Origin of the sequence: Photorhabdus sp. RM71S, from assembly GCF_042879355.1 — a bacterium.
Taxonomy (GTDB): Bacteria; Pseudomonadota; Gammaproteobacteria; order Enterobacterales; family Enterobacteriaceae; genus Photorhabdus; species Photorhabdus kayaii.
In genome coordinates, this window is record NZ_JBHFKV010000054.1 from 1 (window position 1) to 26,669 (window position 26,669).

General features: G+C 41.3%; 22 protein-coding genes and 1 pseudogene. 7 read left to right on the forward strand and 16 right to left on the reverse strand.

What is annotated here, in order from left to right; translation table 11 throughout:
• Positions 1-78: 78 nt before the first annotated feature.
• The 4 genes from ACGF5R_RS20170 to dnaB all read right to left on the reverse strand — a co-directional run bounded on the left by ACGF5R_RS20170 (position 79) and on the right by dnaB (position 5,738).
• Positions 79-1,632 carry a colicin-like bacteriocin tRNase domain-containing protein gene (locus ACGF5R_RS20170; RefSeq protein ID WP_387692421.1) on the reverse strand — a complete coding sequence of 518 codons (1,554 nt, stop codon included), beginning with the start codon at positions 1,630-1,632 and terminating at the stop codon, positions 79-81.
• Positions 1,633-1,960: 328 nt separating this feature from the next.
• Positions 1,961-3,157 carry an aromatic amino acid transaminase gene (locus ACGF5R_RS20175; RefSeq protein WP_387692423.1) on the reverse strand — a complete coding sequence of 399 codons (1,197 nt, stop codon included), beginning with the start codon at positions 3,155-3,157 and terminating at the stop codon, positions 1,961-1,963.
• Positions 3,158-3,210: 53 nt separating this feature from the next.
• Positions 3,211-4,290, reverse strand: a complete 1,080-nt coding sequence (gene alr / locus ACGF5R_RS20180) for an alanine racemase (protein ID WP_112877417.1) — start codon at positions 4,288-4,290, stop codon at positions 3,211-3,213.
• 38 nt (positions 4,291-4,328) lie between these two features.
• Entirely contained in the window at positions 4,329-5,738 is a 1,410-nt protein-coding gene (gene dnaB / locus ACGF5R_RS20185) for a replicative DNA helicase (RefSeq protein WP_112877415.1), read from the reverse strand.
• Positions 5,739-5,908: 170 nt separating this feature from the next.
• Between dnaB and ACGF5R_RS20190 the strand changes: the two genes are divergently transcribed.
• Positions 5,909-6,892, forward strand: a complete 984-nt coding sequence (locus tag ACGF5R_RS20190) for a quinone oxidoreductase (protein WP_262980638.1) — start codon at positions 5,909-5,911, stop codon at positions 6,890-6,892.
• Positions 6,893-6,910: 18 nt separating this feature from the next.
• Here ACGF5R_RS20190 and ACGF5R_RS20195 read toward each other — a convergent pair.
• The 6 genes and pseudogenes from ACGF5R_RS20195 to ACGF5R_RS20220 all read right to left on the reverse strand — a co-directional run.
• Positions 6,911-7,504 (reverse strand): annotated as a pseudogene (locus ACGF5R_RS20195) (N-acetyltransferase); the annotation flags it as partial.
• A gap of 810 nt (positions 7,505-8,314) precedes the next feature.
• Complete coding sequence (gene dusA, locus ACGF5R_RS20200) at positions 8,315-9,352, reverse strand: tRNA dihydrouridine(20/20a) synthase DusA (RefSeq protein ID WP_387692425.1); 1,038 nt, start codon at positions 9,350-9,352, stop codon at positions 8,315-8,317.
• 290 nt (positions 9,353-9,642) lie between these two features.
• Positions 9,643-9,927: a helix-turn-helix transcriptional regulator gene (locus ACGF5R_RS20205; RefSeq protein WP_049582975.1), complete on the reverse strand. Its 285-nt coding sequence runs from the start codon at positions 9,925-9,927 to the stop codon at positions 9,643-9,645.
• The gene (locus ACGF5R_RS20210) at positions 9,924-10,235 is read right to left on the reverse strand and encodes a type II toxin-antitoxin system RelE/ParE family toxin (RefSeq protein ID WP_387692427.1); all 312 of its coding nucleotides are present in this window, start codon (positions 10,233-10,235) and stop codon (positions 9,924-9,926) included. Before ACGF5R_RS20210 ends, ACGF5R_RS20205 begins: the two co-directional genes overlap by 4 nt.
• Before the next feature lie 444 nt (positions 10,236-10,679).
• Positions 10,680-11,105, reverse strand: a complete 426-nt coding sequence (locus ACGF5R_RS20215; protein WP_262980630.1) for a tail fiber assembly protein — start codon at positions 11,103-11,105, stop codon at positions 10,680-10,682.
• A gap of 2 nt (positions 11,106-11,107) precedes the next feature.
• Complete coding sequence (locus tag ACGF5R_RS20220) at positions 11,108-11,944, reverse strand: tail fiber protein (RefSeq protein WP_112877403.1); 837 nt, start codon at positions 11,942-11,944, stop codon at positions 11,108-11,110.
• A gap of 498 nt (positions 11,945-12,442) precedes the next feature.
• Between ACGF5R_RS20220 and ACGF5R_RS20225 the strand changes: the two genes are divergently transcribed.
• Complete coding sequence (locus tag ACGF5R_RS20225; RefSeq protein ID WP_262980629.1) at positions 12,443-13,633, forward strand: lactate oxidase; 1,191 nt, start codon at positions 12,443-12,445, stop codon at positions 13,631-13,633.
• A gap of 202 nt (positions 13,634-13,835) precedes the next feature.
• Here the strand turns inward: ACGF5R_RS20225 and ACGF5R_RS20230 are convergent, their stop codons facing one another.
• On the reverse strand, positions 13,836-14,978 hold the full coding sequence (locus ACGF5R_RS20230) for a DUF1266 domain-containing protein (RefSeq protein ID WP_112877399.1): 1,143 nt from the start codon (positions 14,976-14,978) through the stop codon (positions 13,836-13,838).
• Positions 14,979-15,197: 219 nt separating this feature from the next.
• Here ACGF5R_RS20230 and zur point away from each other — a divergent pair, with 219 nt between their 5' ends.
• Positions 15,198-15,710: a zinc uptake transcriptional repressor Zur gene (gene zur / locus ACGF5R_RS20235; protein WP_112877398.1), complete on the forward strand. Its 513-nt coding sequence runs from the start codon at positions 15,198-15,200 to the stop codon at positions 15,708-15,710.
• Positions 15,711-15,994: 284 nt separating this feature from the next.
• On the opposite strand, the gene lexA is transcribed toward zur, so the two are convergent.
• On the reverse strand, positions 15,995-16,600 hold the full coding sequence (lexA, locus tag ACGF5R_RS20240) for a transcriptional repressor LexA (protein ID WP_112877396.1): 606 nt from the start codon (positions 16,598-16,600) through the stop codon (positions 15,995-15,997).
• 119 nt (positions 16,601-16,719) lie between these two features.
• Positions 16,720-17,091: a diacylglycerol kinase gene (locus tag ACGF5R_RS20245; protein ID WP_112877394.1), complete on the reverse strand. Its 372-nt coding sequence runs from the start codon at positions 17,089-17,091 to the stop codon at positions 16,720-16,722.
• Between the two features lie 129 nt (positions 17,092-17,220).
• Here ACGF5R_RS20245 and plsB point away from each other — a divergent pair, with 129 nt between their 5' ends.
• The gene (plsB, locus tag ACGF5R_RS20250; protein ID WP_112877392.1) at positions 17,221-19,677 is read left to right on the forward strand and encodes a glycerol-3-phosphate 1-O-acyltransferase PlsB; all 2,457 of its coding nucleotides are present in this window, start codon (positions 17,221-17,223) and stop codon (positions 19,675-19,677) included.
• A gap of 52 nt (positions 19,678-19,729) precedes the next feature.
• Here the strand turns inward: plsB and ubiA are convergent, their stop codons facing one another.
• From ubiA to pgi, 3 genes are all read right to left on the reverse strand, one after another.
• Complete coding sequence (gene ubiA / locus ACGF5R_RS20255; RefSeq protein ID WP_262980627.1) at positions 19,730-20,584, reverse strand: 4-hydroxybenzoate octaprenyltransferase; 855 nt, start codon at positions 20,582-20,584, stop codon at positions 19,730-19,732.
• A gap of 34 nt (positions 20,585-20,618) precedes the next feature.
• Positions 20,619-21,125, reverse strand: a complete 507-nt coding sequence (gene ubiC / locus ACGF5R_RS20260; protein ID WP_262980626.1) for a chorismate lyase — start codon at positions 21,123-21,125, stop codon at positions 20,619-20,621.
• A gap of 313 nt (positions 21,126-21,438) precedes the next feature.
• On the reverse strand, positions 21,439-23,085 hold the full coding sequence (pgi, locus tag ACGF5R_RS20265) for a glucose-6-phosphate isomerase (protein WP_112877387.1): 1,647 nt from the start codon (positions 23,083-23,085) through the stop codon (positions 21,439-21,441).
• A gap of 299 nt (positions 23,086-23,384) precedes the next feature.
• Between pgi and lysC the strand changes: the two genes are divergently transcribed.
• The 3 genes from lysC to ACGF5R_RS20280 all read left to right on the forward strand — a co-directional run bounded on the left by lysC (position 23,385) and on the right by ACGF5R_RS20280 (position 26,561).
• Positions 23,385-24,764 carry a lysine-sensitive aspartokinase 3 gene (lysC, locus tag ACGF5R_RS20270; RefSeq protein WP_262980625.1) on the forward strand — a complete coding sequence of 460 codons (1,380 nt, stop codon included), beginning with the start codon at positions 23,385-23,387 and terminating at the stop codon, positions 24,762-24,764.
• A gap of 715 nt (positions 24,765-25,479) precedes the next feature.
• A complete protein-coding gene (locus ACGF5R_RS20275; RefSeq protein ID WP_112877383.1) occupies positions 25,480-25,704 on the forward strand; it encodes an acyl carrier protein in 225 nt (74 codons plus the stop codon).
• Positions 25,701-26,561 (forward strand): D-alanyl-lipoteichoic acid biosynthesis protein DltD, encoded by an 861-nt coding sequence (locus tag ACGF5R_RS20280; RefSeq protein ID WP_387692431.1) that lies wholly within the window; start codon positions 25,701-25,703, stop codon positions 26,559-26,561. The genes ACGF5R_RS20275 and ACGF5R_RS20280 overlap by 4 nt, the downstream gene beginning before the upstream one ends.
• Positions 26,562-26,669: the final 108 nt, after the last annotated feature.

The window sequence follows — 26,669 nt, forward strand, 5'->3', positions numbered from 1 at the left end:
CAGTATAAAAGACAGTCAGGCGGCTAAACGTCGAAGAGCCATTTGGTCAGAGGAATTCCGTAGTCAACTTATCTTTGATTAAATTAAATACAAAGTGGAATCCCGCCCTGATCCACGACTAGATATCTGATCACGTATTTTATCATCGATAACTAAGTTTTTAGATTTATTCTTTTCTTTTACCTTATCCAGGTTCTTTTCTGCCTCACTTTTTGCTTGTTCCGCTTTTTTACGGTTTTCCATTGCAATGTTAAATTCCCTTTGCACTGGATTTATTTTCTTCCAAGCGTCTAGCAACCGACGACCAAAACGTTCATAGTATATTGCTTTTAAAAGTGCTGCACTCGTTTGTATTAGAGATTCTTTAGGATCTTTAATATCCTGTAATTTCTTAAAATCTGAAAGCGTCATAGCAGATATGTATGCTTTTACTCCTTCTTTTAAAAGAATATCCAAACCTTTTTTGTCATCCGTTTTTATCTCTACTTTAAGTTTCTTCCCATCTATCTCAATATCCTTTGTATAAACAAGTGGATTTTTTACAGGATCTGCCAACGCTTTTCCTTCCGGAGTATTTTTTACTTGATTTAATATCTTCAGCTTTTCCTGATAAATTTTATCAAGTGGTTTTAATACCTGCTCTGCTTCATATAGTCGCCGTTCCGCCGCTTCAACAGGATGTTCTTTCTCCCACTTTTCCTGCTGCCGCTTCGCTTCTGCGGCCTGTTTTTTCATTTCTTCCGGTTTCAGTACTGTCGTCACTGAAACATACACTGGCTCTGCATTTGAACCCACCGGAAAATGGACAATTGCATCTACCGTATTTTTAACCGGCGTGGGTGTATATGATGTGACTGGCACATTAGCTACAGGTGTCACCTCTTTTCTACTAAATATATTTTTTCTTGGGGGATCACTTATTCTGATATGCACTGGAGGCATACCCGGAACCACTTTTGCGGTAAAAACATTCTGTCGTTTAGTTTTTTCCGCTTTAACTACAGGCACATTCACAGCTTTAGTCGGTGTTCTAACAATTGCCAATGTCTGCTTATCTTTCTCAATGACATCCTGTACTTGAATATCAGTGACTACACTGGACATTGTAGCTAGCTTAGATACTGGCATTTTTGTAACCTGACTAGCTTGCATTGCCTGAATAATCATCCTCTGCCGTTCTGCCTTAAACTTTGCATCTTCAGGTACGTCTAAACTCTTCGGCCACATAGCTCCTACTGCCACACCAGCAAAACGTCCTGCATAGGGTGCAGCGTCCAATGCAACACTTGCCAATCGTGCTAATATTGAACTCACAGTGCCAGCTATCTGCTTTTGGAATAATGTAAATCCCCACAGCCCATCAATTAGAGCAATATTCATCGGCTGAGCACCGATAGCCGCTGATGCCTGTGCCTCTGGAAACAAGGATAGATTCACCCCCTTATTTTTTCCTGTACGGTCAACCCGTTCATTATTTCCTGAGTTTCCACCGCCACCTCCCCATCCTCGATCAGAACTGCGACCTGATGTCACAGTCATTGTGTCATGATTAGCTAGAGCCTCTCCGTCCCCTCCTTTACTACTTACCATCTGCATATTATGGTCATGGTCCTTTCTATCTCCCTCACCCATCGTATTCTCCTCTTTTATCAAATAAAAAGCACACAGAATCACTGTATATGCAAACAGAAAATTAGAGCAAAAACAGATTTATCTCAAGTAATAATGATTATCATTATTTATGTAATAGTAAACGCTATTTAAGATTAGTGATATCAGTTACTAGTTTCACTAATAATTGCGAGCTGAAAAAACATAAGAATAAAAATATTAAAATTCAATTAGTTGAAGCAAAAATCAAGCGCACCATATTATGGTGCGCTTCTAAGAAGGGATGACTGTTATTCTACAAAATTGTCGATCATTATCATCAATAGCAGATTATTTATATTAGAATTTATTACTTATTTACTGCCGCAAATGTCTCAGCAATACGTGCAACATTACGATGGTTAACACCCGCCATACAGACTCGACCATTACCAACCAGATAAACAGCAAATTCTTGACGCAAGCGATCCACCTGTTTCTGGCTAAAACCGGTATAACTGAACATTCCGCGCTGTTTCATAAAATACTCAAAGTTTTTCTCTGGTAATGCCGTTTTCAGAGCATCCACCAGCACCGTACGCATTTCCAAAATACGCAAGCGCATATGCTCAACTTCTGTCAACCATTGCGCTTTCAAAGCAGGATCAGTCAGTACTTTCGCCACAACCTGCGCACCAAAATTCGGTGGGGTAGAGTAGACGCGACGTACACCCGCTTTTAACTGCCCCAATACCCGCTCTTTGGTCTGTTCATCATCACAAATAACAGACAAACCACCCACACGCTCACCATACATAGAAAATATCTTGGAGAAAGAGTTACTCACCAGACAAGGCAAACCGGCTGTCGCCATAGCACGAATGGCATAAGCATCTTTTTCCATACCATCCCCAAACCCCTGATAAGCAATATCAAGGAATGGCAAGAGTTCTCTCTCTTTAACAATCTGAACAACCTGATCCCATTGATCATAGGTCAGATCCGATCCGGTTGGGTTATGGCAACAAGGGTGCATCACAATAATGCTTTTTGCCGGCAAGTTCCTGAATGTTTCCAGCATTTCATTGAATTTTACCCCTTTAGTCTGTGTATCAAAATAAGGGTAATAGTTCACCTTGATACCAGCCCCCGCAAAAATAGCGGCGTGGTTTTCCCAGGTTGGATCACTGCACCACACTTCTGAATCAGGGAAATAACGACGCAGAAAATCAGCACCAATTTTAAGGGCGCCAGAACCGCCCAATGATTGAATCGTTGCCACTATCCGCTGTTTCAACACCGGATGATCTTTACCAAATAACAGTTGCTGAACCGCAAGACGATATGATTCCAATCCCTCCATCGGCAGATAAAGAGAAGCCGTCTGTGACAACGCTCTAAGCTGTTCTTCTGCGGTAGCCACTGCCTGCAATTGCGGAGTCACACCCTGCTCATCGTAATACAGCCCAATACTCAGATTAATTTTTTCCGCACGAGGATCTTTTGTAAACTTTTCAGCCATCGAAAGAATAGGATCACCAGCATAAACATCAACATTCTGGAACATCAGGCTCTACTCCTTATCAGTCAGTTAGTTAATAAACAATATAACCTACAACATCATTCGTCCAGGTATTCCATTACCACTCTGGAAGTGAGTTTAGTCACCAGCTCATAAGTAATGATACCGGTGCGTTCAGCAATCCGCTCCACCGGCAGCACATCTCCCCAGAGGACCGCTTCATCACCCACTTTATCTGTCGCATCTGGCCCCAAATCAACAGAGATCATATCCATTGAAACACGGCCAGCAATCGGCACTTCACGGCCATTAATATGTATTGGCGTTCCTGAAGGCGCACTGCGCGGATAACCATCACCATAACCGATAGCCACAACGCCAAGACAAGTATCACGTTCACTGACCCAGGTCCCTCCATAGCCAACCGACTCGCCAGCTTTATGCTTACGAACAGCAATTAAGCTCGACTTTAAAGTCATTGCTGGGATCAAGTTAAAATCCACGGCCGTTTTATCAGACAATGGCGACACACCATACATCATCAGCCCAGGACGCACCCAATCTTGATGGACTTCCGGCCACAACAGGATACCTCCCGATGCATCAATAGATTTTTCTCCCGGTTTGCCAGCACAGAAAGCCTGAAAACAGGCTATCTGCTGGCAAGTGGTATCTACCGTTGGCTCATCAGCCCGGCCAAAATGGCTGACAATATTGACAGGCTGCTGTACATTTTGACAACGACTTAGCCGTTGATAAAATTCTTCCGCATCTTCCGGCCTTACACCTAAGCGATGCATCCCGCTATCCAGTTTCATCCATACTTTTACCGGATGAGATAACTTAGCTTGTTCCAGTGCTTCCAACTGTTCAACACTGTGAACCACAGTTTCAATATGGTTAGCAACCAATACTGGCAGGTCAGTCGCATCAAAGCATCCTTCCAATAACAGAATCGGTTTGACGATACCACCATGACGCAACGTCAATGCTTCACCAATTCGCGCTACACCGAAACAATCGGCATCGTCCAGCGTATGTGCTGTCTCCAGTAAACCGTGGCCATAAGCGTTTGCTTTCACAACTGCAATCAGATTGCTTTTAGGAGCAAGCTCCCTTACCCGTTGCAAGTTATGTCGCAGAGCGCGGCGGTCAATAACTGCGGTTGCCGCTTTCATTCTATTCCTTAAATTTATTATTCTTTGGTAGTTAATACTTATTCGTCGTCATAACTTGGCCCGGCATAGTTATCAAACCGCGACCACTGACCATTAAACGTGAGGCGAACTGTACCGATTGGGCCGTTACGTTGCTTACCCAGAATGATTTCAGCCACACCTTTCATGTCGCTATTCTCATGGTAAACCTCGTCACGATAGATAAACATAATGAGGTCGGCATCCTGCTCAATAGAGCCGGATTCACGTAAGTCAGAGTTAACCGGGCGCTTATCTGCCCGTTGTTCAAGGCTACGGTTGAGCTGAGAAAGTGCAACCACCGGCACTTGAAGCTCTTTAGCCAAGGCTTTTAATGAACGGGAAATCTCCGCAATTTCCAAAGTACGATTATCGGATAAGGCCGGAACCCGCATTAATTGCAGGTAGTCGATCATGATCAGGCTCAATCCACCATTTTCGCGAAAGACGCGCCGAGCCCGGGAACGGACTTCGGTAGGTGTCAGGCCAGACGAATCATCAATATACATATTGCGTTTTTCCAGCAATATTCCCATTGTACTGGAGATCCGCGCCCAATCTTCATCATCAAGCTGACCGGTACGAATACGGGTTTGATCCACCCGTGAAAGGGATGCCAGCATACGCATCATGATCTGGTTACCGGGCATCTCAAGACTAAAAATCAAAACCGGCTTATCCTGCATCATGGCTGCGTTTTCACACAGGTTCATGGCAAAAGTGGTTTTACCCATCGAAGGACGAGCAGCCACAATAATCAAGTCTGATTTTTGTAAGCCTGCGGTTTTCTTATCCAGATCCTGATAACCGGTTGAAACACCGGTTACACCATCATGAGGGCGTTGATAGAGTTGCTCAATCCGCTCGACGGTTTCTTCAAGGATCTGTTCTATTCCTTTCGGCCCTTCATCTTTACTGGCACGATTTTCAGCGATCTGGAACACCCGCGATTCGGCTAGATCCAATAATTCTTCACTGCTCCTGCCTTGGGGATCATAACCCGCATCTGCAATTTCGTTTGCGACAGCGATCATCTCGCGGACAACAGCACGTTCGCGGACAATATTCGCATAAGCATTAATGTTAGCCGCGCTTGGCGTATTTTTGGACAATTCGGCCAGATAAGCAAAACCCCCTACATTATTCAGTTCCCCACTCTGCTCAAGGGATTCCGACAATGTAATCAGGTCGATGGGGTTGCCCATCTCCAGCAACCGCTGCATTTCAGCAAAAATGCGCCGATGTGGGCGGCTGAAAAAATCATTGCTAGTAACACGTTCGGAAACATTATCCCACCGTTCGTTATCTAGCATTAAGCCACCTAACACAGACTGCTCTGCTTCCAAAGAGTGTGGCGGAAGTTTCAGCCCTTCCATTTGGCGATCTTTTGGTTCAGCCATTTTGTTGTGAGTTGATTTTTTTCCCGCCATGAATCCCGCAATAATCTACTGATAAATCTGCAACAGCGCATGAGTATACGCTATGAAGTGCCTTGAGTAATTACATATAGTTTGTAATTATTTCTAGCACACTAAAGCCTGTTCACAATGAGTTCAACTACTACGTGCACACATTTCCCTTACATTGATGAGGTTGAGTCATGGCAAAACATATCGAATTTTCCTCTATTGGCGGTCCCGAAGTCCTGCAATATTGTGAATTCACCCCCAGAGCTCCTGCTGACGATGAAGTACAAGTAGAAAATAGAGCGATTGGAATCAATTACATCGACACTTATATTCGTAGCGGGCTATACCCACCGGCACAATTACCAAGCAGCCTAGGCACTGAGGCCGCAGGCGTAGTGACCAAAGTGGGTTCCGCTGTGACTACCATAAAAGTGGATGACCGTGTAGTTTATGCGCAATCAACTTTAGGCGCTTACAGTGAAGTGCACAATGTCGCGGAAAACAAAGTCGCTGTTCTGCCGGATAGAATCTCCTTCGAACAAGCTGCTGCTTCTTTTCTGAAAGGTCTAACAGTCTACTATCTTCTACGCCGTACCTACAAAATCCAGTCAGGCGAACCCTTTTTATTTCATGCCGCCGCGGGTGGCGTTGGGCTAATTGCCTGCCAATGGGCAAAAGCTTTGGGTGCAAAACTGATTGGAACAGTCGGCTCTGATGAGAAAGCACAACGCGCTAAAGATGCCGGTGCATGGCAGGTTATTAACTATAACCGTGAAAATATTGTCGAACGAATTTACGAAATCACCAACGGTGAAAAAGTCGGTGTAGTTTATGATTCTGTTGGTAAATCGACCTGGCTGAATTCACTGGATTGCCTGAAACGCCACGGGTTAATGGTGAGCTTTGGCAATGCATCCGGACCAGTTACCGGTGTCGATTTGGGGATTTTAAATCAGAAAGGCTCACTGTTTGTTACCCGCCCTTCTATCGCCGGCTATATTTCAACACGTGAAGAGTTGGGTGAAGCGAGCAAAGAATTATTTGATCTGATTGCCAGCGGCAAAATTAATGTGGACGTACCAGAAAATCAAAGGTTCCCGCTAAGTGAAGCGACAAGGGCACATCAGATTCTAGAAAGCCGGGCAACGCAAGGATCAAATTTACTGATCCCTTAACGGTAAGATGAGCGGGTTATTAACTAAGGTTTCTAGCGTTGAGAACTCATTAATAACCCTGACTTCTTCAACAATGCAAAGTGAATTAATCACAGATCTATATCGTGCTGGCCCTTGTTTATCAGCCGTTCTATATATAACAATAATATCCCCTCTCTTCATATGAAGGACATCTTGCATTGCACATATATATATATTTTATGAATGCTATTAGTGTGTGAAACATCCTGAACAATATTAGGCGACTCGGTTAAAAGCCGTGAATCAGGAAAAAGTCGCGTATGAAATTCTGGATATATAGATAATAAATATTTATTTTTTGCTTTATTAACTATCAACGGATAAGGTATTCATGTTTTTCAAAAACAGTCACATAGATGTTATCAACCTTAGACGCTATTGCTGTATCGAATGCCTTTTTTATAAAACGCTGTCCATGCAACGTTCCTTTTGATTCAAACTTAAATGTACCTATTTTAAGATGAGTATTACCAGGTAAAATAGGATCGATATCTGAAACATTATCTTCAAGTTTTAAATAAAGAAATCCTTCTATACCCAATGGATTTCAAGATGGATCGCGACGGCAAGGGAGCGAATCCCCGGGAGCATAGATAACGATGTGACCGGGGTGAGTGAGTGCAGCCAACAAAGAGGCAACTTGAAAGATAACGGGTATATTTTATCCGTATCATCATACAATACATAAGCTGATTCATTATTTCTAGCTTTCTTATTTAACCAATCTGGAAATTCAATATAACTTTCTCTTAATGAGTCAAAAAAGGTGTCATCATGATCGAAATGACTGAATTTCTCATATCTTAAACTATCCATAAACACCTAACTTCCACAAGGGTAGTTCTCCGCTCTGGTGTAACGACTCAATGGTTTCACTAACACCAGTGTTCTCTTGTTTGTATTCTAACATTACCCAAACATACAAACTTCATCTTGAATAACGCCTCTTCTTTACAGGTTATTGTTAGTTACCTTACTATTCGATAGTTATTTAATATCTATTAAGCAATCAATAACTGTTGAATATCTTAGTTCTTGCCTACCATTAATGATCACAATATATCATTATCGGAAAAATAGGAATGGCTAATGTGCACACATTTTGCGTTGGATAACACCTAACACACTCGTTGTTATGTACTTACTATCAGCAAGAGTCACAGAAATTAGGATATTATTACTGGAAAACCGTATCTCAGACTCCAATATGGCAAATTTAATTTATTCGAACAGCATCACAATATTTTGAAAAAATATATGGATATCTGTTTTTGTCCGATAATGGAAAGCTAACCCGAAAAAACAGATTAAAGCACGGCAAAAAATCACGCAGTATCCATAAATATTTTAGTGCTCAATTCTCATATATGACTGTGCCTTTAACCGTAAAACGAGCGGGTATTACATCCGCTCAGTCACCATAGTTAACGCTTGTTCCACAACAGAAATATCAGCGCCCGGTTTATGTGCATTCTCACTAAGATGACGACGCCACTGACGCGAGCCCGGAATCCCCTGAAAAATACCTAAAATATGGCGGGTAATATGCCCCAGATATGTTCCTTTTGATAATTCTTGCTCTATATAAGGATAAAGTGCTCTGACCACTGAAACGGTATCAACCACTGGAATTGAAGTATCAAATAATTCATGATCAACCTGTGCCAGAATAGACGGGTTTTGATAAGCCTCACGCCCAATCATAATTCCATCTACATGTTGTAGATGCTGTTTCGCTTCTTCCAACGATTTAATACCGCCATTAATAGCAATCGTTAATTGAGGGAAATCCTTTTTCAATTGATAAACTCGTGGGTAATCCAGCGGTGGAATCTCACGGTTTTCTTTTGGGCTCAAACCAGAAAGCCAAGCTTTACGGGCATGAATGGTAAATATATTGCAACCACTGCGTTGCACAACAACATCAATAAAATCACATAGGAATTGGTAACTGTCCTGTTCATCAATACCGATACGGGTTTTAACTGTCACTGGCACATTTACCACATCCTGCATGGCTTTAACGCAATCAGCGACCAGTTCAGCTTCCCCCATCAGACAAGCACCAAAACGACCATTTTGCACCCGATCAGAGGGACAACCGACGTTTAGATTAATTTCATCATAGCCACGTTCCTGTGCAATCTTCGCACAATGCGCCAACGCCTGCGGATCACTACCACCCAGTTGTAATGCTATCGGATGTTCTTGTTCGCTGTATGCCAGGTAATCGCCTTTACCATGAATAATCGCCCCGGTCGTCACCATTTCGGTATATAACAGCGTTTGCTGACTTAATAAACGATGGAAATAACGGCAGTGACGATCTGTCCAGTCTAACATCGGGGCGACGGAGAAACGGTTAGGACTATATTTAACCGTTTCTTTATCTTTCTCGCTGAATTTAAACGTTTTTTGAATTTCTTTACTTTGGTGCATTGCTATACTTTTTAGATTATTTTGACATTCTCAGTACCCCATAAATAGGGAGATATAACGCGGAGAATGATATTAAATTATGGCCTACTATAGCATAGAGAAACGTCCCCGTACTGATGACACTATTAAGTATCGTTGACAATTGACGTTAAGAAGTATCGCAGGTGATTTAAGGTAGAACCGTACAATTTGCTATCAGGAATATTTTGGGGAAAGCCCAGAGTACGTTTACTACTTTAGTATAATTATTTCGGCTTTAAGGGATAAACGGGACCAAAGTCCCATTCCTTTTACTGATATTGAACGTTGAAGTTAATAACCGCGCCACACGCTGCTGCATAACGCTCCAAAGTCTTCATACTTGCGCCAAGAGGATTTTTTTCAAGCCTATTGATACCTGATGGTTTGATACCGATTTTCTCTGCCAGCTCAGTCTTTGACATGCCAGAACGTTCACGCATCTCAAACAATATCTGTATCAGTTCTAATTCCTTGTCGGCTTCCTTATACGCAGCGATAGACTCCGCGTCATTCAACATCAACTCCTTCAATTCGTTCAGTGATACTGGTTTCATTTGAACTCCTTAAGCCTCGCATGGGCTGTCTTGATGGCTGCTGCCGGGGTTTTCTCAGTCTTCTTCACGAATGCATGTAGCAGATAGATATTCTGACCTCTTACAAACGCATACAGTGACCGGGCAATGTCTTTATCTCCTACCCTTAGTTCAAATATACCACCGCCGATAACTCGGCTATGTGGCATCCTGAGAGTATTACCTTCAATTGCCAGGCGTTCTATCAACCTAAACATCCTACCACGTAGCTGAGATGGCAATGTAGCCAGTTCAGTAGCAGCGGCTTCATGAGTGAGTATAGTATACATTTATTTTCCTCTATTAAGGAAATTATATTATAAAAGAAATAATATTTAAAAAATAAAAATTATTCTAAAAGAGAAATAAAAGAGTGGATGTGCATGGATGACAGAATTACTGCCTGTTCCAATAAAACAACAGACTGAAGGAATATAATCATGACTATACCCGTCATCTTTCAAGTTGCCTCTTTGTTAGCTGCACTCACTCACCCCGGTCACATAGCTATCTATGCTCCCGGGGATTCGCTCCCTTGCCGCCGCGATGCATCTTGAAATCCATAGGGTATAGATTATAATTTCACATGAAATAACATAATAAAAAATCATTAAACAACCAAAATAAAGTTAATTTACAGAAGATAATTAAGAATTAAGTTTAAAACCGGATATCCCCCAAAAAATCAAACAAGTCAATTTTTTGGGGAGAGTAGATTAAAAAATTGCGTTTATTTATTCCTCTGGTTTTTCCGGCCAATCAATATCCATTGCCTGTGAAACATCTATCCGATTCAGTATTACCCTATATTCTTTCCATGCCAATAAAGCTATTTTCTCTTCCTCAGTCGCAATACCTAAATCAACAGCATCTTGCAATGGTGCAATTTGATTTGTTGCCTCAGCGATGAGTTGTTGTTTTTGGAGTTTAGCATATTGCCGTAATTCATCTTTCGTTGGCGGAGGAATATCTGTCCATTCCGGCAAACCGTTTTTATTTGCTACACGGTGTTTTCCTTCTGGCGCATTATTAGCAGCATATTCCTGATAAATATCATTACTGACTTCTATAATATCATCCGGCAGTGAACCAGCAGCAATATAATTTTGTTCCAATTCTACCGGATAGAAAGCATTTGTTTTTGCACTGTAATAATACATAATTAATATCCTATCGCTATCCAAAAGAATGGGCTATCCCATTTGGCATTTACCCAAGAATTTAATAAATCGAAAGATGAATTATCAATTACATTTACATAGCCAACAGATGCCCCCATAAAACCCATTTTACTTTGAATAGCATTAATATTGACGGCGTAATGCGTATTGGAAAAACTAATTGGTAATTGAATACGTTCTATATAGCCAGCATCAATGACCTTAGTACGCCCCCATTGATAGATAACGCCTGTATCTCCACATCTCCACCAACCATTAATCGCTTTACTGGCACTATTCCTATTACCTTTGGCATTAACTTCATTGTCTACTTCTTCTTTTGTGTATACCCCGATATCCACGGCATCCAAATCAATATCCTCAGACAACTCCTTACCATTCACCTGCCGGATATTAGGTACTCTGCTATTAATACTTTCACTTAACGAAGTTATCATTTCCTGGACAAGCTTTTGCGTGACTGCCAGAGTATTACTATCACCAAGTACATCTGTAAGTTGAATAACACCTTTTTGTGTTAATGAAGCACTTGGAATCTCTGTTAAAGCTTTTTGCTCTAAAGCGATATTTAATTGGGTGGTGAGCTTGTCTATATCGCCATCATCCAAAACATCATCACTACATTGTGTAGAGATAAAATTAGCCACCACCGATGATATCGTTGACGACTGACGCAAAACCTTATTTAATAAACCAATGGAAATAATATTAGGGGGAATTCCCGTATTCAATTCCTGACTTTCTTCATATTCTCCTTGAGAAACAACATTAGCATCCTGACTAATAGAAAAAGCTTTAAAGTCATTTTTATTACTCATGAGTTCTCCTTAAGGAAAAAACTTTTTTTCATTAAATAAAACTTTGAATTAATGAAAATCAAAATATCTACTTGATCATCGTATATAATTTTCAGATCGCATTTCAATAATAGTCTTTTTCTGATAAAGAATGATGAAATATTTTTATAACTTAGAGAAATTAATTATTTTATTATAGTTGATGTCGTTAATAGATCAATGCCTGAAGCCAAATTTATACCTAAACTATTCATTTACATTCAGCATCCGAAAGTCCCTCTATTTGAACCATTCCCCAAAAATTCAGGTAAGCAGAGAAAATAAGCCACCATATTTTAATCTGAGTTTTGTGATGCTCCTCTCACAACAAAAAACCGACAGTTCCAATAGGATCGATCAGCTTATAAAAACATTATTGAGGATTTATTAGCTTGAATTATTCAAAATAGGTCTATTCTTAATATGTGGACAAATTCTATTGTCAATACTTATTAAACCTACTAAGTAAGGGAAAATTATATGCCATCAAGAAGAGACGTCATAGTTGGAGGATTAAGTCTTGCTGCTGCCAGTACACTATCCGCTGCATCCTCAGCCAACGCCGCAACTGCTAACATAAAACCGACAAGAGCCTATAAAACAAATAGTGCAGAAAAATCCCTTGATATTATTAATCTTTATGACTTGGAAGAAGAAGCACGTAAATTGATTCCAGCGCCCCAATTTGGCTATATCAGCAGCGGTTCAGGTGATGAATGGACTCTACGTGAAAACACCAGAGCCTTTGACGATTTCCAAATTATTCCCCGCTATCTCGCAGGAGTAAAAGAGCCTGACACAACAACCGAATTGCTCGGCAGTAAAGTGGATATGCCTATTTTCATTCCCCCAATGGCAGCACATGGGCTATCTCATACTACCGCTGAATTGGGAACAGCGAGAGGCGCTGCCGCTGCCGGTACCCTGTTTACTGCACAAACTCTAGCTAATTCACCTCTTGAAGAGATAGCGAAAGTGAGTAATGGCCCCAAATGGTTCCAAATTTATTTTACCAAAGATATGGGCATTAACCGCGAAATGATACACCGAGCCAAAGCGATGGGGGCAACCGCAATCGTCTTTACGGTCGATTTAGAGTGGAGTGGTAATAGAGAAACCGATAAACGTAATAAATTTGTTTTCCCACATTCATTACCATTTCCTAATATTCCAGGCGTTCCCGCAGGGGCAACCTTATCAGAGATTACAGCGCTATTTAAACGGGATCTTAATTTCAATGATTTGGAGTTTCTCGCTAAAGAATCAGGCCTTCCAATCATCGTGAAAGGTATTCAATCTGCCGAAAATGCTAAAGAGTGTGTTAACCACGGTGCCGCAGCGATTCAAGTTTCTAATCACGGTGGCCGGCAGTTGGATACTGTCCCGGCAGCAATTGCTTCATTACCACACATTGTTGAAGCTGTTGGATCTAAAATTCCAGTCTATCTAGACGGAGGCATCCGCCGTGGTACCCATGTGTTTAAAGCGCTCGCATTGGGTGCCAAAGCTGTCGCTATCGGTAGGCCCATTTTGTATGCGCTGGCATTGGGTGGAGCACCAGGCGTAACTTCTATTTTAAACCTACTGAAGGATGAGCTGAAACTTAGCATGAAGCTGGCAGGATGTGCAGCCATTAAGGATATAGAGAGAAAATTTATTAGTTTGATTTAACCCATTAACTAATAAAGCAAATATTGGCCCCGTTTCATTTGAAACAGGTGATTTCAGGAAACGGGGTAAATTATGTTACCTTTAGAAATAATAGATACCATAATGAAAAAATCCGTTCTCTCACTTTACACCATTATTTCCTATTATTAATTATTTGCTTCCCCTTGAAATGTTCTTCAAGGGGAAATGTTTCATGTAAATATTAATGGAGTACACGAGACGCTGACAGCTCAGTAATATCAAATTCATAACTTTGTTGTTCTTCCATGTTACTGCGTAAAACATCTTCTACTAATGCAGAAAAACCTGTCATCATCTGCCTTTCCATAATAACGCCTTTTGGTTCAGGCCACGGCAAACTAGCAATTGGCCAGTCACAATGTGACTTATAATAATTAAATTGTTCCAGCCGCTCTTTAGACCGATCAAAATCATTACTCCAGTAAGCATTGCCTAGCCGAAAATTTGTATAAAACTCATCAAAACTACCGAAGATTTCATAAATATAATCAGCAGTTTTCAGCATATTTTTCCATGCTACTTCTTCACTGATATAACCGGCACAAAAACAGTTACGACTTAAAACAATTGCAAGCCACAAATCAAATCCCCACACTAATGCCGGTGGGCGTTTATTAATAGGTTTGGCACATTTATGAATATAGTCAGGTGTTACTTCAACTAATTTGGCAAGCACTTTAAACATTTTCCCATCACTAAGAGCAGCATCAATAGCAAAATGTTTTGAATGTATCCCCTCCCACAAACCTGTTAGCATTTTCATATACCCTTCTTCATCAATAATTCCCCAGTCGCTGTATAGTTGGGATTGATGTTCCTGAGTCGGAGATAATGGAAGTAGACAGTAACGATAGCTATCATGGGCAACCCGTGACTGTAGAGGATAATGCTCTAGAGTTTCACTCCAAAAACCTAGCCAATAGTCACTAACAATATTTAGTCGTAATACCTGACGCTTATCTTCTGGTAAAAGAGATAAACCTGCTTGTTGATAATAACGCCGTTGTTCCCATTCTGGGCGCTTAACAATGCGATAAATAATAACCGAGAGTAACATTACGCCAAATAATGCTATACCGCCTACTTGTGCCAGAAGTAAATAGTCCGTATCAGGGACAGATACATTACCTATTATAAATAAAACAATTGCTACAGATAATACAATACCCGTACATACTGCCATTACAAATAAAATATTAATCAACGCATATAATGCACTTAGAAAAGGCAACTTTCTTTTTTCAGAGATAATATGCCTCATTACCTGATAGCCTTTAACGGGGAACTGTCTATAATGAGGCTGATTTTGTAAAAGCTCTTTCATCACAAATGCTTCCTTTCCGAAAATTATCTGTCATATACGATAATTCTTGTCTGTATTATCATAAACTTCAAGAAAACATTATTTTTGCTACTGAGTACCAATTTAGCCAAATTAACTCCATCAGGGGACAATCACAATGAACTTTTCTGGATAATATTTTCTATTGAAGAAACATGATAACATCACAATATTATCATCGTACTGGTTGTAAGAGGCGTAATGAAATTGATTAATCAAAAAAAGTTACTGGAACAGGCCGAAGTTATTTGCCAGGCTCGTGGAGTCCGCTTTACTCCGCAGCGGCTTGAGGTTCTGCGTCTCATTTCAGAGCAACCCGGGGCAATCAGTGCTTATGATTTACTGGATTTGCTACGGGAAGCAGAACCACAGGCCAAACCGCCTACCGTATATCGGGCACTGGAATTTCTGTTGGAACAGGGGTTTATTCATAAAATAGAATCCACCAACAGTTATGTCCTATGTCACCATATTGAACAGCCAAGCCACACTTCAGCAATGTTTATTTGTGACCGTTGTGGTTCTGTTACAGAGCGAGATGGTGGAACCGTTGAATCCGCCATCCAACAGTTAGCAAAAACAGCCGGGTTCAGTTTACGCCATACCATCATCGAAGCGCATGGCTTATGTTCACCTTGTGAAGAGATCGAATCCTGTATTAAACGAGATGAATGCCAGCATGACCACAGAATTGAAGGAAGTAAAAAGAAATAGATATATCCGTTATCTTTCAAGTTGCCTCTTTGTTGGCTGCACTCATTCACCCCGGTCACATCGTTCGCTATGCTCCCGGGGATTCGCTCCCTTGCCGTCGCGAAGCATCTTGAAATTCATGAGGTATAGTAAGTAGATACTTACTTTTGGTACAGAGTCAGACTGAAATAAACAACCGCAGAATCACGTTTAAGATAATCACAACGATAAATTCAACAACATGATTCTGCCGGAATATTGCAATTCTTTAACAATTCCAAAAACAACAATTTGATATTTTACTATCAGGACCAGTTGGCGTTACGAATCACCCCAACCGCCAATCCTTCAATTGTCAGGCTCTGCTCACGCAAATCCACCACAATTGGCTTAAATTCTGGGTTTTCTGCCAACAATTCAACTTTATTTCCAGTCTGTTTAAAACGTTTTACCGTCACTTCATCTTCAATGCGGGCAACAATAATCTGCCCATTACGAACATCTTGTGTTTTATGCACAGCCAGCAGATCACCATCCATAATCCCAACATCTTTCATAGACATTCCGCTGACCCGCAACAGGAAATCTGCACTTGGCTTAAACAATGCAGGATCAACCTGATAATGACTTTCAATATGCTCCTGTGCTAACAGTGGTTCACCTGCGGCTACACGGCCAATTAACGGTAAACCAGATTCTTCCAACAGCAAACGGATTCCCCTAGATGCCCCTGCAACAATCTCTATCACCCCTTTACGAGCCAATGCTTTTAAATGCTCTTCAGCCGCGTTAGGCGAACGAAAGCCAAGACGTGCTGCAATTTCAGCACGCGTTGGCGGCATACCTGTTTGCGAAATATGGTCACGCACCAAGTCATAAACTTGCTGCTGCCTTGCGGTAAGTGCTTTCATTTCGTCCCCTGTTTGTTTATACAGTCAATATGTAAGTATATACAGCTAAATAACGATTGGGAACCTACTAAGGCAGAAAATTAGCCAATTATAATATAATACCTAATTATTAAACCAAATCAGACCATAAAATAGCGCCAAAGGATGGTCCCCCAGACAATTAACGACAGCATCATTGTCAGAAAGACAGCCGCCGATCCCATATCTTTCGCCCGACCGGACAATTCATGGAACTCACTGCCAATACGGTCAACAACTGCTTCAATAGCACTATTCAGGATTTCCATAATCAACACCAGCATCACTGAACCAATCAGTAAAATGCGTTCAATAGCGCCGATATCCAGATAAAATGCAACCATCATAGCCAATATCGCTAAAATTATTTCCTGACGGAAAGCCGCTTCATTTTGCCATGTCGCCCTAATACCCTTCACCGAATATACGATTGCTTTAATGATACGGGTCAAGCCCTTGGATTGATTCGCCATAAATTATTCACACCAAATATGAGGTTATTTGACACTTTCCACTCTTATTATTGTCTTAACACAACAGATCTCAACACCCGTTTCTGATATGCTGGCAACGTGTTGCTAACAAGAGGCTTCAAGATATTTATGTCAAGTTGGCGTAAAATATATTATAAATTATTGAATTTACCACTAAAAATACTGGTAAAGAGCAAACTTATTCCTACAGATCCGATTACTGAATTGCGGCTCGATACGACACGCCCGATTCTGTACGTGCTACCGTATCACTCCAAAGCAGACTTACTGGCATTACGTCAGCAATGTCTTGAGCAGGATCTGCCGGACCCATTAAATTTACTGGAGATTGGTGACACTGAACTTCCCAGCTATGTATTTATCGATAATGGTCCACGTGTATTCCGCTATTGTGCACCAAAGCAGGAATCCGTAAAAATTTTCCATGCTTATCTGGATCTGCATCGCAATAATCCCAATCTGGACATTCAAATGCTGCCAGTTTCTGTCATGTTCGGCCGTTCCCCCGGGCGCGAAGGGCAGAGCACACCACATTTGCGGCTACTCAATGGTATCCAAAAATTCTTTGCCATTCTCTGGCTAGGCCGAGATAGTTTTGTGCGCTTTTCAAACACAGTATCTCTACGCTATATGGCAACTGAGCATGGTACTGACAAGACTATTGCCCATAAGCTGGCTCGTGTGGCACGAATGCACTATTCACGTCAACGCTTAGCAGCCGTTGGCCCACGCCTGCCGGTTCGGCAAGAGCTGTTTAACAAATTGCTGGCTTCAAAAGCAATAGAAAAGTCAGTCTCTGATGAGGCCCGTACCAAGAAAATCTCACATGAGAAAGCCCGACAGAATGCCATTAACATGATGGAAGAGATTGCTGCGAATTTCTCTTATGAAACGTTACGGCTGTCAGGTCGTGTACTGGGTTGGACTTGGAACCGTCTGTATCAAGGGATCAATGTTCACAATGCTGAACGCATCCGCCGTCTGGCACAGGATGGTCACGAACTGGTTTATGCGCCCTGCCACCGTAGCCACATGGATTATTTGCTGCTCTCCTACGTGCTCTACCATCAGGGCTTGGTACCGCCCCATATTGCCGCTGGCATCAACCTAAATTTTTGGCCAGCAGGGCCAATATTCCGCCGCCTTGGTGCATTTTTTATCCGCCGCACATTTAAGGGTAATAAGCTCTACGCCACGATATTCCGGGAATATCTAGGTGAGTTATTTGCCCGAGGTTATTCTGTTGAATACTTTATGGAAGGCGGTCGCTCCAGGACAGGTCGCTTACTCGATCCCAAAACGGGTACGCTGTCCATGACGTTACAGGCGCTGTTGAGAGGAGAATCACGCCCAATTACCATTATTCCGATTTATATCGGCTACGAGCATGTGATGGAAGTTGCCACCTATGCCAAAGAGCTGCGTGGTGCAACCAAAGAGAAAGAGGGCTTTTTCCAGATGATACGTGGTTTGCGCAAACTTCGTAATCTGGGGCAAGGCTACGTCAACTTTGGCGAACCCATCCCGTTGATCCAATACCTTAACAACCATGTTCCTAACTGGCGCGATTCTATTGATCCAATAGAATTCCATCGCCCCGAATGGTTCAATCCGACAGTCAGTCAACTGTCTGAGAAGATTATGGTAAACATCAACAACACAGCGGCGGCTAACGCAATTAATTTGTGTTCAACTGCCCTGCTTTCGTCACGTCAGCGAGCACTTACTCGTGAGCAACTGCTTGAGCAACTGGATTGTTATATACAGCTCATGCACAATGCACCCTACGCTGCTGATGTCACCGTACCAAAGAAAACCGCGGAGGAGTTGCTAGAACACGCTCTGCAAATGGATAAGTTCGAGGTAGACAAAGACAGTATGGGTGACATTATCATTCTGCCACGTGATCGTGCAGTTTTGATGACCTACTACCGCAACAATATTCAACATCTATTAGTACTGCCATCACTGATTGCCTGCATCGTTATTCATCATCGCCGTATCAGCCGCGAAGCGCTGTTAAGCCAGGTCGCGATCATTTATCCACTCCTTAAAGCCGAGCTATTTATGCGTTATAGCAAAACAGAGCTGCCAGAAGTGGTTAATACGCTGATCAACGAACTGACCCGCCAGTGCCTTATCTGTAACAAGGAGCATGGCATGCTGGTACTTAATCCAGCACGTATCCGCCCCCTGCAATTGCTGGCAGCGGGCATCCGTGAAACACTGCAACGTTACGCCATCACACTCTCTTTACTGAACGCCAATCCAGTAATCAGTCGGGGAGTGCTGGAAAAAGAGAGTCGGATGTTAGCGCAACGTTTGTCGGTATTGCATGGCATCAACGCACCTGAATTCTTTGATAAGGCGGTATTTACTACGTCAGTCCATACACTACGTGAAGAAGGCTATATCAGTGACAGTGGTAATGCGATTACAGCAAATACCCAGGAGCTGTATCAGGTATTAGGTGAACTGATGTCACCTGAGATTCGTCTTACTATCGAGAGCGTCAGTTTGCCGCCAGAGCATAACGATACCGACGAGAGTGCTAAGGAAGGATAATCTTCTTAAATACTGGTGATAATGGTTGTTATTCACATTATCACCAGATGTTTCAGACATAGCTGAAGAAGATGCCAAGGAATAGTACCAGACCAACGTAGTTATTATTGAGGAATGCCTGGAAACAAAGCTCTCTTTCCCGACCAGCGATCAGTTTCTGCTGATAAATAAATAAAGTGCCCGCAAGCAACAGTGACCAATAGTAGATACCGCCCAGATTCATCATATAACCCACCAGCACCAGCACCAGTAACATAGCGAGTTGCAATAACCCAATAATCAACTTGTCGAAACGACCAAACAGAATGGCGGTGGACTTCACGCCAATTTTTAGATCATCATTTCGATCGACCATCGCATACTGTGTATCATAAATAACCGACCAGAAGATATTAACCAGGAATAACAACCAACACTCTAGTGGTAAGGACTCACTAACTGCCGCAAATCCCATAGGAACAGCCCAACCGTAAGCGGCCCCCAGTACAAACTGAGGAAGATGACTAAACCGTTTAACAAAGGGGTAAAGCCAAGCCAGAGCCAACCCAACGACTGACAACCAGATAGCCATTTTATTCAGGGTCAGCACCAACCCGAAAGAAACCAGCGCCAGTACGACAAATAGGATCTTGCTCTCTTTCTCACTAATAGCACCACTCGGCAGGGGACGTGTTTTTGTGCGTTCAACATAACCATCAAATTTTCTGTCAGCAAAATCATTGATTGCACACCCTGCCGCACGCATCAGAAACACACCGGCAGTAAAGACCAATAATATGTGCATATCTGGAATCCCTTTCCCAGCTATCCATAAAGCCCAGAAAGTCGGCCACAACAACAATAATGCACCTATAGGTTTATCAATGCGCACTAAACGGCAATAGGCCTGCCATTTACTTTGCGCCATACTTCCCGCCACTTCTGTTTCCCCCTTTTAAATTTTACCTTTTATACACAGGTGATTCAGGTAAAAAGACTTCGGTTAATAATAATGGCTTGCCTGATAACCTCAGCAATGATCGTCTTGCCCAACGGTTCCCCTGCTGCCCTACATGAATATAGTCCCGCGTCAATTTATTGCCACTAAAAAGATATCGCCCCAGTGGGACTGTTCCTAAATCAACCAAACTTTCATCAGGACCGGTTAATGTTGCTTCAGGGATTAACGTCCGCCCCAATAGCCAAGGGATATTATCACCGCACAGTACGATCTCACGCAGCCAATATCTTTGACCCGTTAGCAAACACTCATTTTCATCAGAAAGTTGTTCCTCGGTAATAAAACATTCTCTGAATGGTATGATACGAACACAGTTGCAGTATTGCTCAAAACGGCGGGTCATTGAGCCCAACTCCATCAACCAGTCTAAAACCTCATCAGGCAAAACGGGCGAATCCACCGAAAGCCACTGAATAGGCACCGTTGTTAATATTGAGTCAGTTGACATACGCTTTTCCATTAGGACAAATTTCTTTCATCCGACAGTACAATTGATAACCGCAGAGAATACCACGTTGCAGGTATACAGAATAAAAAGTTATAACAAATTCTATACCCTTCATCTTTCAAGCTGCTGCTTTGTTGGCTACTTTCACTCACCCCAGTCACATAGTTATCTATGCTCCTGGGGATTCGTTCACTTGCCGCCTCGCTGCAACTCGAAATCTATTAGGTATATAAATATTGTTGACCAAAAATAAGCGAATTATGATGAACATAATTCGCTCATATCAATTAACTTTCTGACTCAGAATAAGTGACTAACGCCATGCTTTAAAATGGTTAATCAACCCATTTGTCGAGCTATCGTGGCTGACAACCCTATTATCATCCTTAAGTTCTGGCAAAATACGGTTAGCCAATTGCTTACCCAATTCAACTCCCCACTGGTCAAAAGTAAAGATGTTGAGAATCGCCCCTTGCACAAATATTTTGTGTTCATACATAGCAATCAACACCCCCAAGCTAAATGGGGTCATTTCACGTAACAGAATAGAATTAGTCGGGCGATTTCCTTCAAACACTTTAAATGGTGCAACATGTTCAACTTCAACCGCCGTTTTACCACTGGCGACAAATTCAGCATCCACCTGCTCACGAGATTTACCAAAGGCTAATGCTTCTGTCTGAGCAAAAAAGTTAGATAACAATTTGCTGTGATGGTCACTCAATGGGTTATGGCTGATGGCTGGCGCAATAAAATCGCAAGGGATCAGTTTAGTTCCCTGATGGATAAGCTGATAAAACGCGTGCTGACCATTTGTTCCAGGTTCTCCCCAGATGATTGGGCCGGTTTGGTAATCCACTGGATGACCATTGCGATCGACATATTTACCATTGGATTCCATATTGCCTTGCTGAAAATAGGCAGCAAAGCGATGCATGTACTGATCGTATGGCAGAATCGCTTCAGTTTCTGCGCCAAAGAAATTGTTGTACCAAATACCAATTAACGCCAGCAATACGGGAATATTCTGCTCAAATGGGGTATTGGCAACATGCTGATCCATTGCATGTGCACCACTAAGCAATTGTTCAAAATTTTCAAACCCAACAGAGAGTGCAATAGACAAACCAATCGCTGACCACAACGAATAACGGCCACCAACCCAATCCCAAAACTCAAACATATTTTTGGTATCAATACCAAATTGCTTAACTTCCTGTCCATTTGTGGAAAGCGCCGCAAAATGCTTTGCAATATGTCCTTCATCACCCGCACTTTTTAAGAACCAGTCACGGGCAGAGTGAGCATTGGTCATCGTTTCCTGAGTAGTGAACGTCTTGGAAGCAATGAGAAACAGCGTCGTTTCCGGGTTAAGTACTTTCAAGGTTTCCGCAATATGGGTTCCATCAACATTAGAAACAAAATGCATATTCAAGTGATTCTTATAAGGTTTCAGCGCTTCCGTCACCATATAAGGGCCAAGATCTGAACCACCGATACCGATATTCACAACATCAGTAATCACCCTACCGGTATAACCTTTCCATTCGCCATTAATTACGCGTTCACTGAAATCTTTCATTTTTGCCAACACCGCGTTGACCTGCTGCATAACATCTTCCCCATCAACCACAATCGGGGTGTTGCTACGATTACGTAGCGCAATATGCAGTACAGCACGATCTTCCGTACGGTTAATTTTCTCACCCGAAAACATACCGCGAATCGCCCCGGCAACATCCGTCTCTTTAGCAAGTGCCTGTAATTTTTCTAATGTCTCCGTTGTGATGCGATTTTTTGAAAAATCTACCAGGATCTGGTCATCGAATGTCGCTGAGAACTTAGCAAAACGATTTGGCTCCTGTTCAAACAATTCACGTAGGTGAATATCCTTTATCTGCGCAAAATGTTGTTCTAACGCTTTCCAAGCTGAGGTTTGACTAGGATTGATATTTTTCATAGCTATGCTCTCTATCAACTGACTGTAATTAATTGGGAGTTAAAGAAAGATTGTAACCTGTAATTCTGTGATTCGAGCCTCTTTTCCTTTAATCGCTGATATTGGTCAAAACGATTAAGTTTTTCTAGTTCCATCTACCGGGGCGTACAAAAAACAATCACCTCTCTCTACTATCCTCAATTTATTTTATGATTCTCATCGCGTCATGAAAGATATTGATGTCACTCTTCACTCCGTTGACTCAAACCCGTTAACCCGATATTTCTAAAAGACTATCCAGTTAACAGAAGGTTATCGCAATGAGTGCTGTTTCATCCCAATGCCCAGAAATTGGCGGGCATGTAGTCGCAAAATTTGGTGGTACCAGCGTGGCAAATTTCGATGCCATGAATAACAGTGCAGATATCGTACTGGCAAATAAAGCAGTACGTGTGGTTGTGCTGTCTGCTTCTGCCGGTATAACAAACTTATTAGTTACATTAGCGGAAGGCTGCGATGCAGATAAGCGGGCTGACTACTTGAAACAGATCCACTCCATTCAATACGCAATTATTGATCGTTTGCATGAATCCGATACGATTCGTCAAGAGATTGATCGTCTACTGGAAAATATTAAAACCCTTGCTAAAGCCGCATCTCTGGCAACCTCTGCGGCTCTGACAGATGAATTAGTCAGCCACGGTGAACTGATGTCCACACGATTGTTTACCGAATTGCTTCGCCAGCGAGGGAAAAATGCCGAATGGTTTGATATACGCAAAGTGATGTATACCGACGATAGTTTTGGCCGTGCAGAACCAAACCATGAACAACTTCAATCGTTGGCAACGGAACATCTCTTACCACATCTGAAAAATAGCCTGGTTGTCACCCAAGGTTTTATTGGTCGTGAAGAGAACGGCCGTACCACTACACTGGGGCGCGGTGGCAGCGATTATACTGCAGCACTCTTGGGAGAAGCCCTTGGCCTGAAACGCGTTGATATCTGGACAGATGTTCCGGGCATTTATACCACTGACCCGCGAGTCGTTCCAACTGCCCAACGAATTGATAAGATTGCCTTTGATGAAGCGGCGGAGATGGCAACATTTGGCGCCAAAATCCTACATCCGGCAACACTGTTTCCTGCTATTCGCTGTGGCATTCCAGTATTTGTCGGCTCTAGCAAAAAACCACAGGCCGGCGGTACGCTGGTTTGTGATACCACAGAAGCCCCACCACAGTTCCGCGCTATTACCCTGCGCCAGAAACAGACGTTATTGACACTACACAGCCTGAAAATGCTCCACGCACAGGGATTTTTGGCTGAAATATTTACCATTCTGTCACGTCATAATATTTCAGTGGATTTGATCACCACCTCCGAAGTTAATGTGGCATTAACACTCGACACCACTGGCTCCACTAGCACAAATGGCAGCCTGCTGACCAATGCACTGATGACGGAGCTTTCGACGCTGTGTCGGGTTGAAGTGGAAGAAGATCTGGCGCTGGTGGCAATTATTGGTAATCAGCTTTCTCAAACCAATGGATTAGGAAAAAAGGTTTTTAGTGTGCTGGAAAGATTCAATCTTCGTATGATCAGTCATGGTGCCAGTAACCATAACCTGTGTTTGCTTGTTCAAGGCAAAGATGCAGAACAAATTGTTCAAACGCTTCATCAGCGTTTGTTTGAATAAGTATAGTTTTTCAGGTACTTGATATCCTTCTCAGTTAAAAGGCTGAGGGGGATATTACGATAAGTCCATTATTTGACTTACAAATTCATTGTGTAGGAATATCTGTTTTTCATAATAGCGAGACTCCCGCTTTCTTCATTATTATTTTTACTTCATGCTGGCAAAATCATAAAAATTTTCTTTTGATTTTACTATTTATTTTTAAATAGCTTTCTGCTGAAAATTCTAGTGTGAATTAGTTAACATTTTTAATTACATATTTAATTATATTGAGGGATAGTAAATCATAGGATATTTTTTAACAAAATATTATTTTCTCACTTATTAGAAAATTGTACGCAGAACAATCATATTATCTTGATAAAAAAAGGACTATCAATTAGTATGCATCACGATTAAAACTGAGGTATTGATATCCCATACTGTTGAATAACATATGTAAAATCAATCAAATGAACTGAAGGAATAACAGTTACATTAGCAAGCAAATATACTTTAGCTTGTGCGGTAGCTATTATTTTTTCTAGCCATCAGGCAGTATCTATTATAAAAAATCATACAAATACAATCTTGGTATATACCCTATGGATTTCAAGATGCATCGCGACGGCAAGGGAGTGAATCCCTGGGAGCATAGATAACTATGTGACCGGGGTGAGCGAGTGCAGCCAACAAAGAGGCAACTTGAAAGATGACGGGTATAAAAGGATAATATATGGAACTTGAACAGCAAGTATTATCGATAGTCAACAAAATTGCCAGAAAAAATGTTGAGTTAGATGATGAACTTTTGAAGCAAAATTTAATAGATTCAATTACTACAGTCGATCTCATCCTGGCATTACAAGAGGAATTCGATTGCTACATATCAGCAACTGATGCTGAATCTATTCTCGAAACCCCTGAGTCAATTATCCACTATTTAAACAACTTAAAATGATGTTAAAAAAGATATCCATTAATATCGCGGCGTTATTATTCGCATCAATTATTTTTTCATCTATTATATTATTTATTAATAATTTCACTTCAAAAATAGTAGAATACAAATATATTAAAGACGATAATAAATCGAATAATTATATACCTACGATTACAGATCAACACAATACTATTGATTTCTCAAAAGAAAAATCACTTGAATATGGATTTAAAAATAATCATGTGATTTTATTTGGATCTTCTGAATTAACAAACAGAGCGCATCAATTCATTCCATATAATTTCTTAACAAAAAATTTAAATATTCCCACAATAGGTATTGGTAAAGCACATTTTGAATTATTAGCAATTTACGGTTATTTATCAGCTTATCAAGAATATTTAAATAAAGATAGCAGAATAGTCATTATTCTGTCGCCAGGATGGTTTGAAAAAACAGACTTGTTACCACAAGCATACAATTATCACTTTCCATCCTATATCGCAAATAAACTCGCAAATGATGAAAATGCAAAAAATATATTTTCTAGCTATCTCAATGAAAACAAAGATAACTTTGAAAATTTAAACGCTACCCAATTAAAGTTGATTCATAAAGACAATATAATAGTGTCATCAGTTGCAAATGTTTTAAACTATATAGCAGAGGCAAGAATAAACATCAAAAATATAATAACCGACAATCATAAAATTAAAGCTGACAATATTTATGTCCTTCATAAAGATCCTTTAATGAAAAAACAATTTAAAATTGCCAATACCGAAGTTCAATGGCTAGATCTAGCTAATGATGCTAAAAATATTGAACTTAACAATATGAGCAAGGAGACGCAATGGGTAAATAAAAAATACTAGGTAGATTCACATAATAAGTGCAACATCGTTAATCTGGAAGTAAACATGTTCGTATTCCCTTAAATAATTCATTCGGTGTTTTCCCACCCCGTGTTTTTCGGGGGCGAT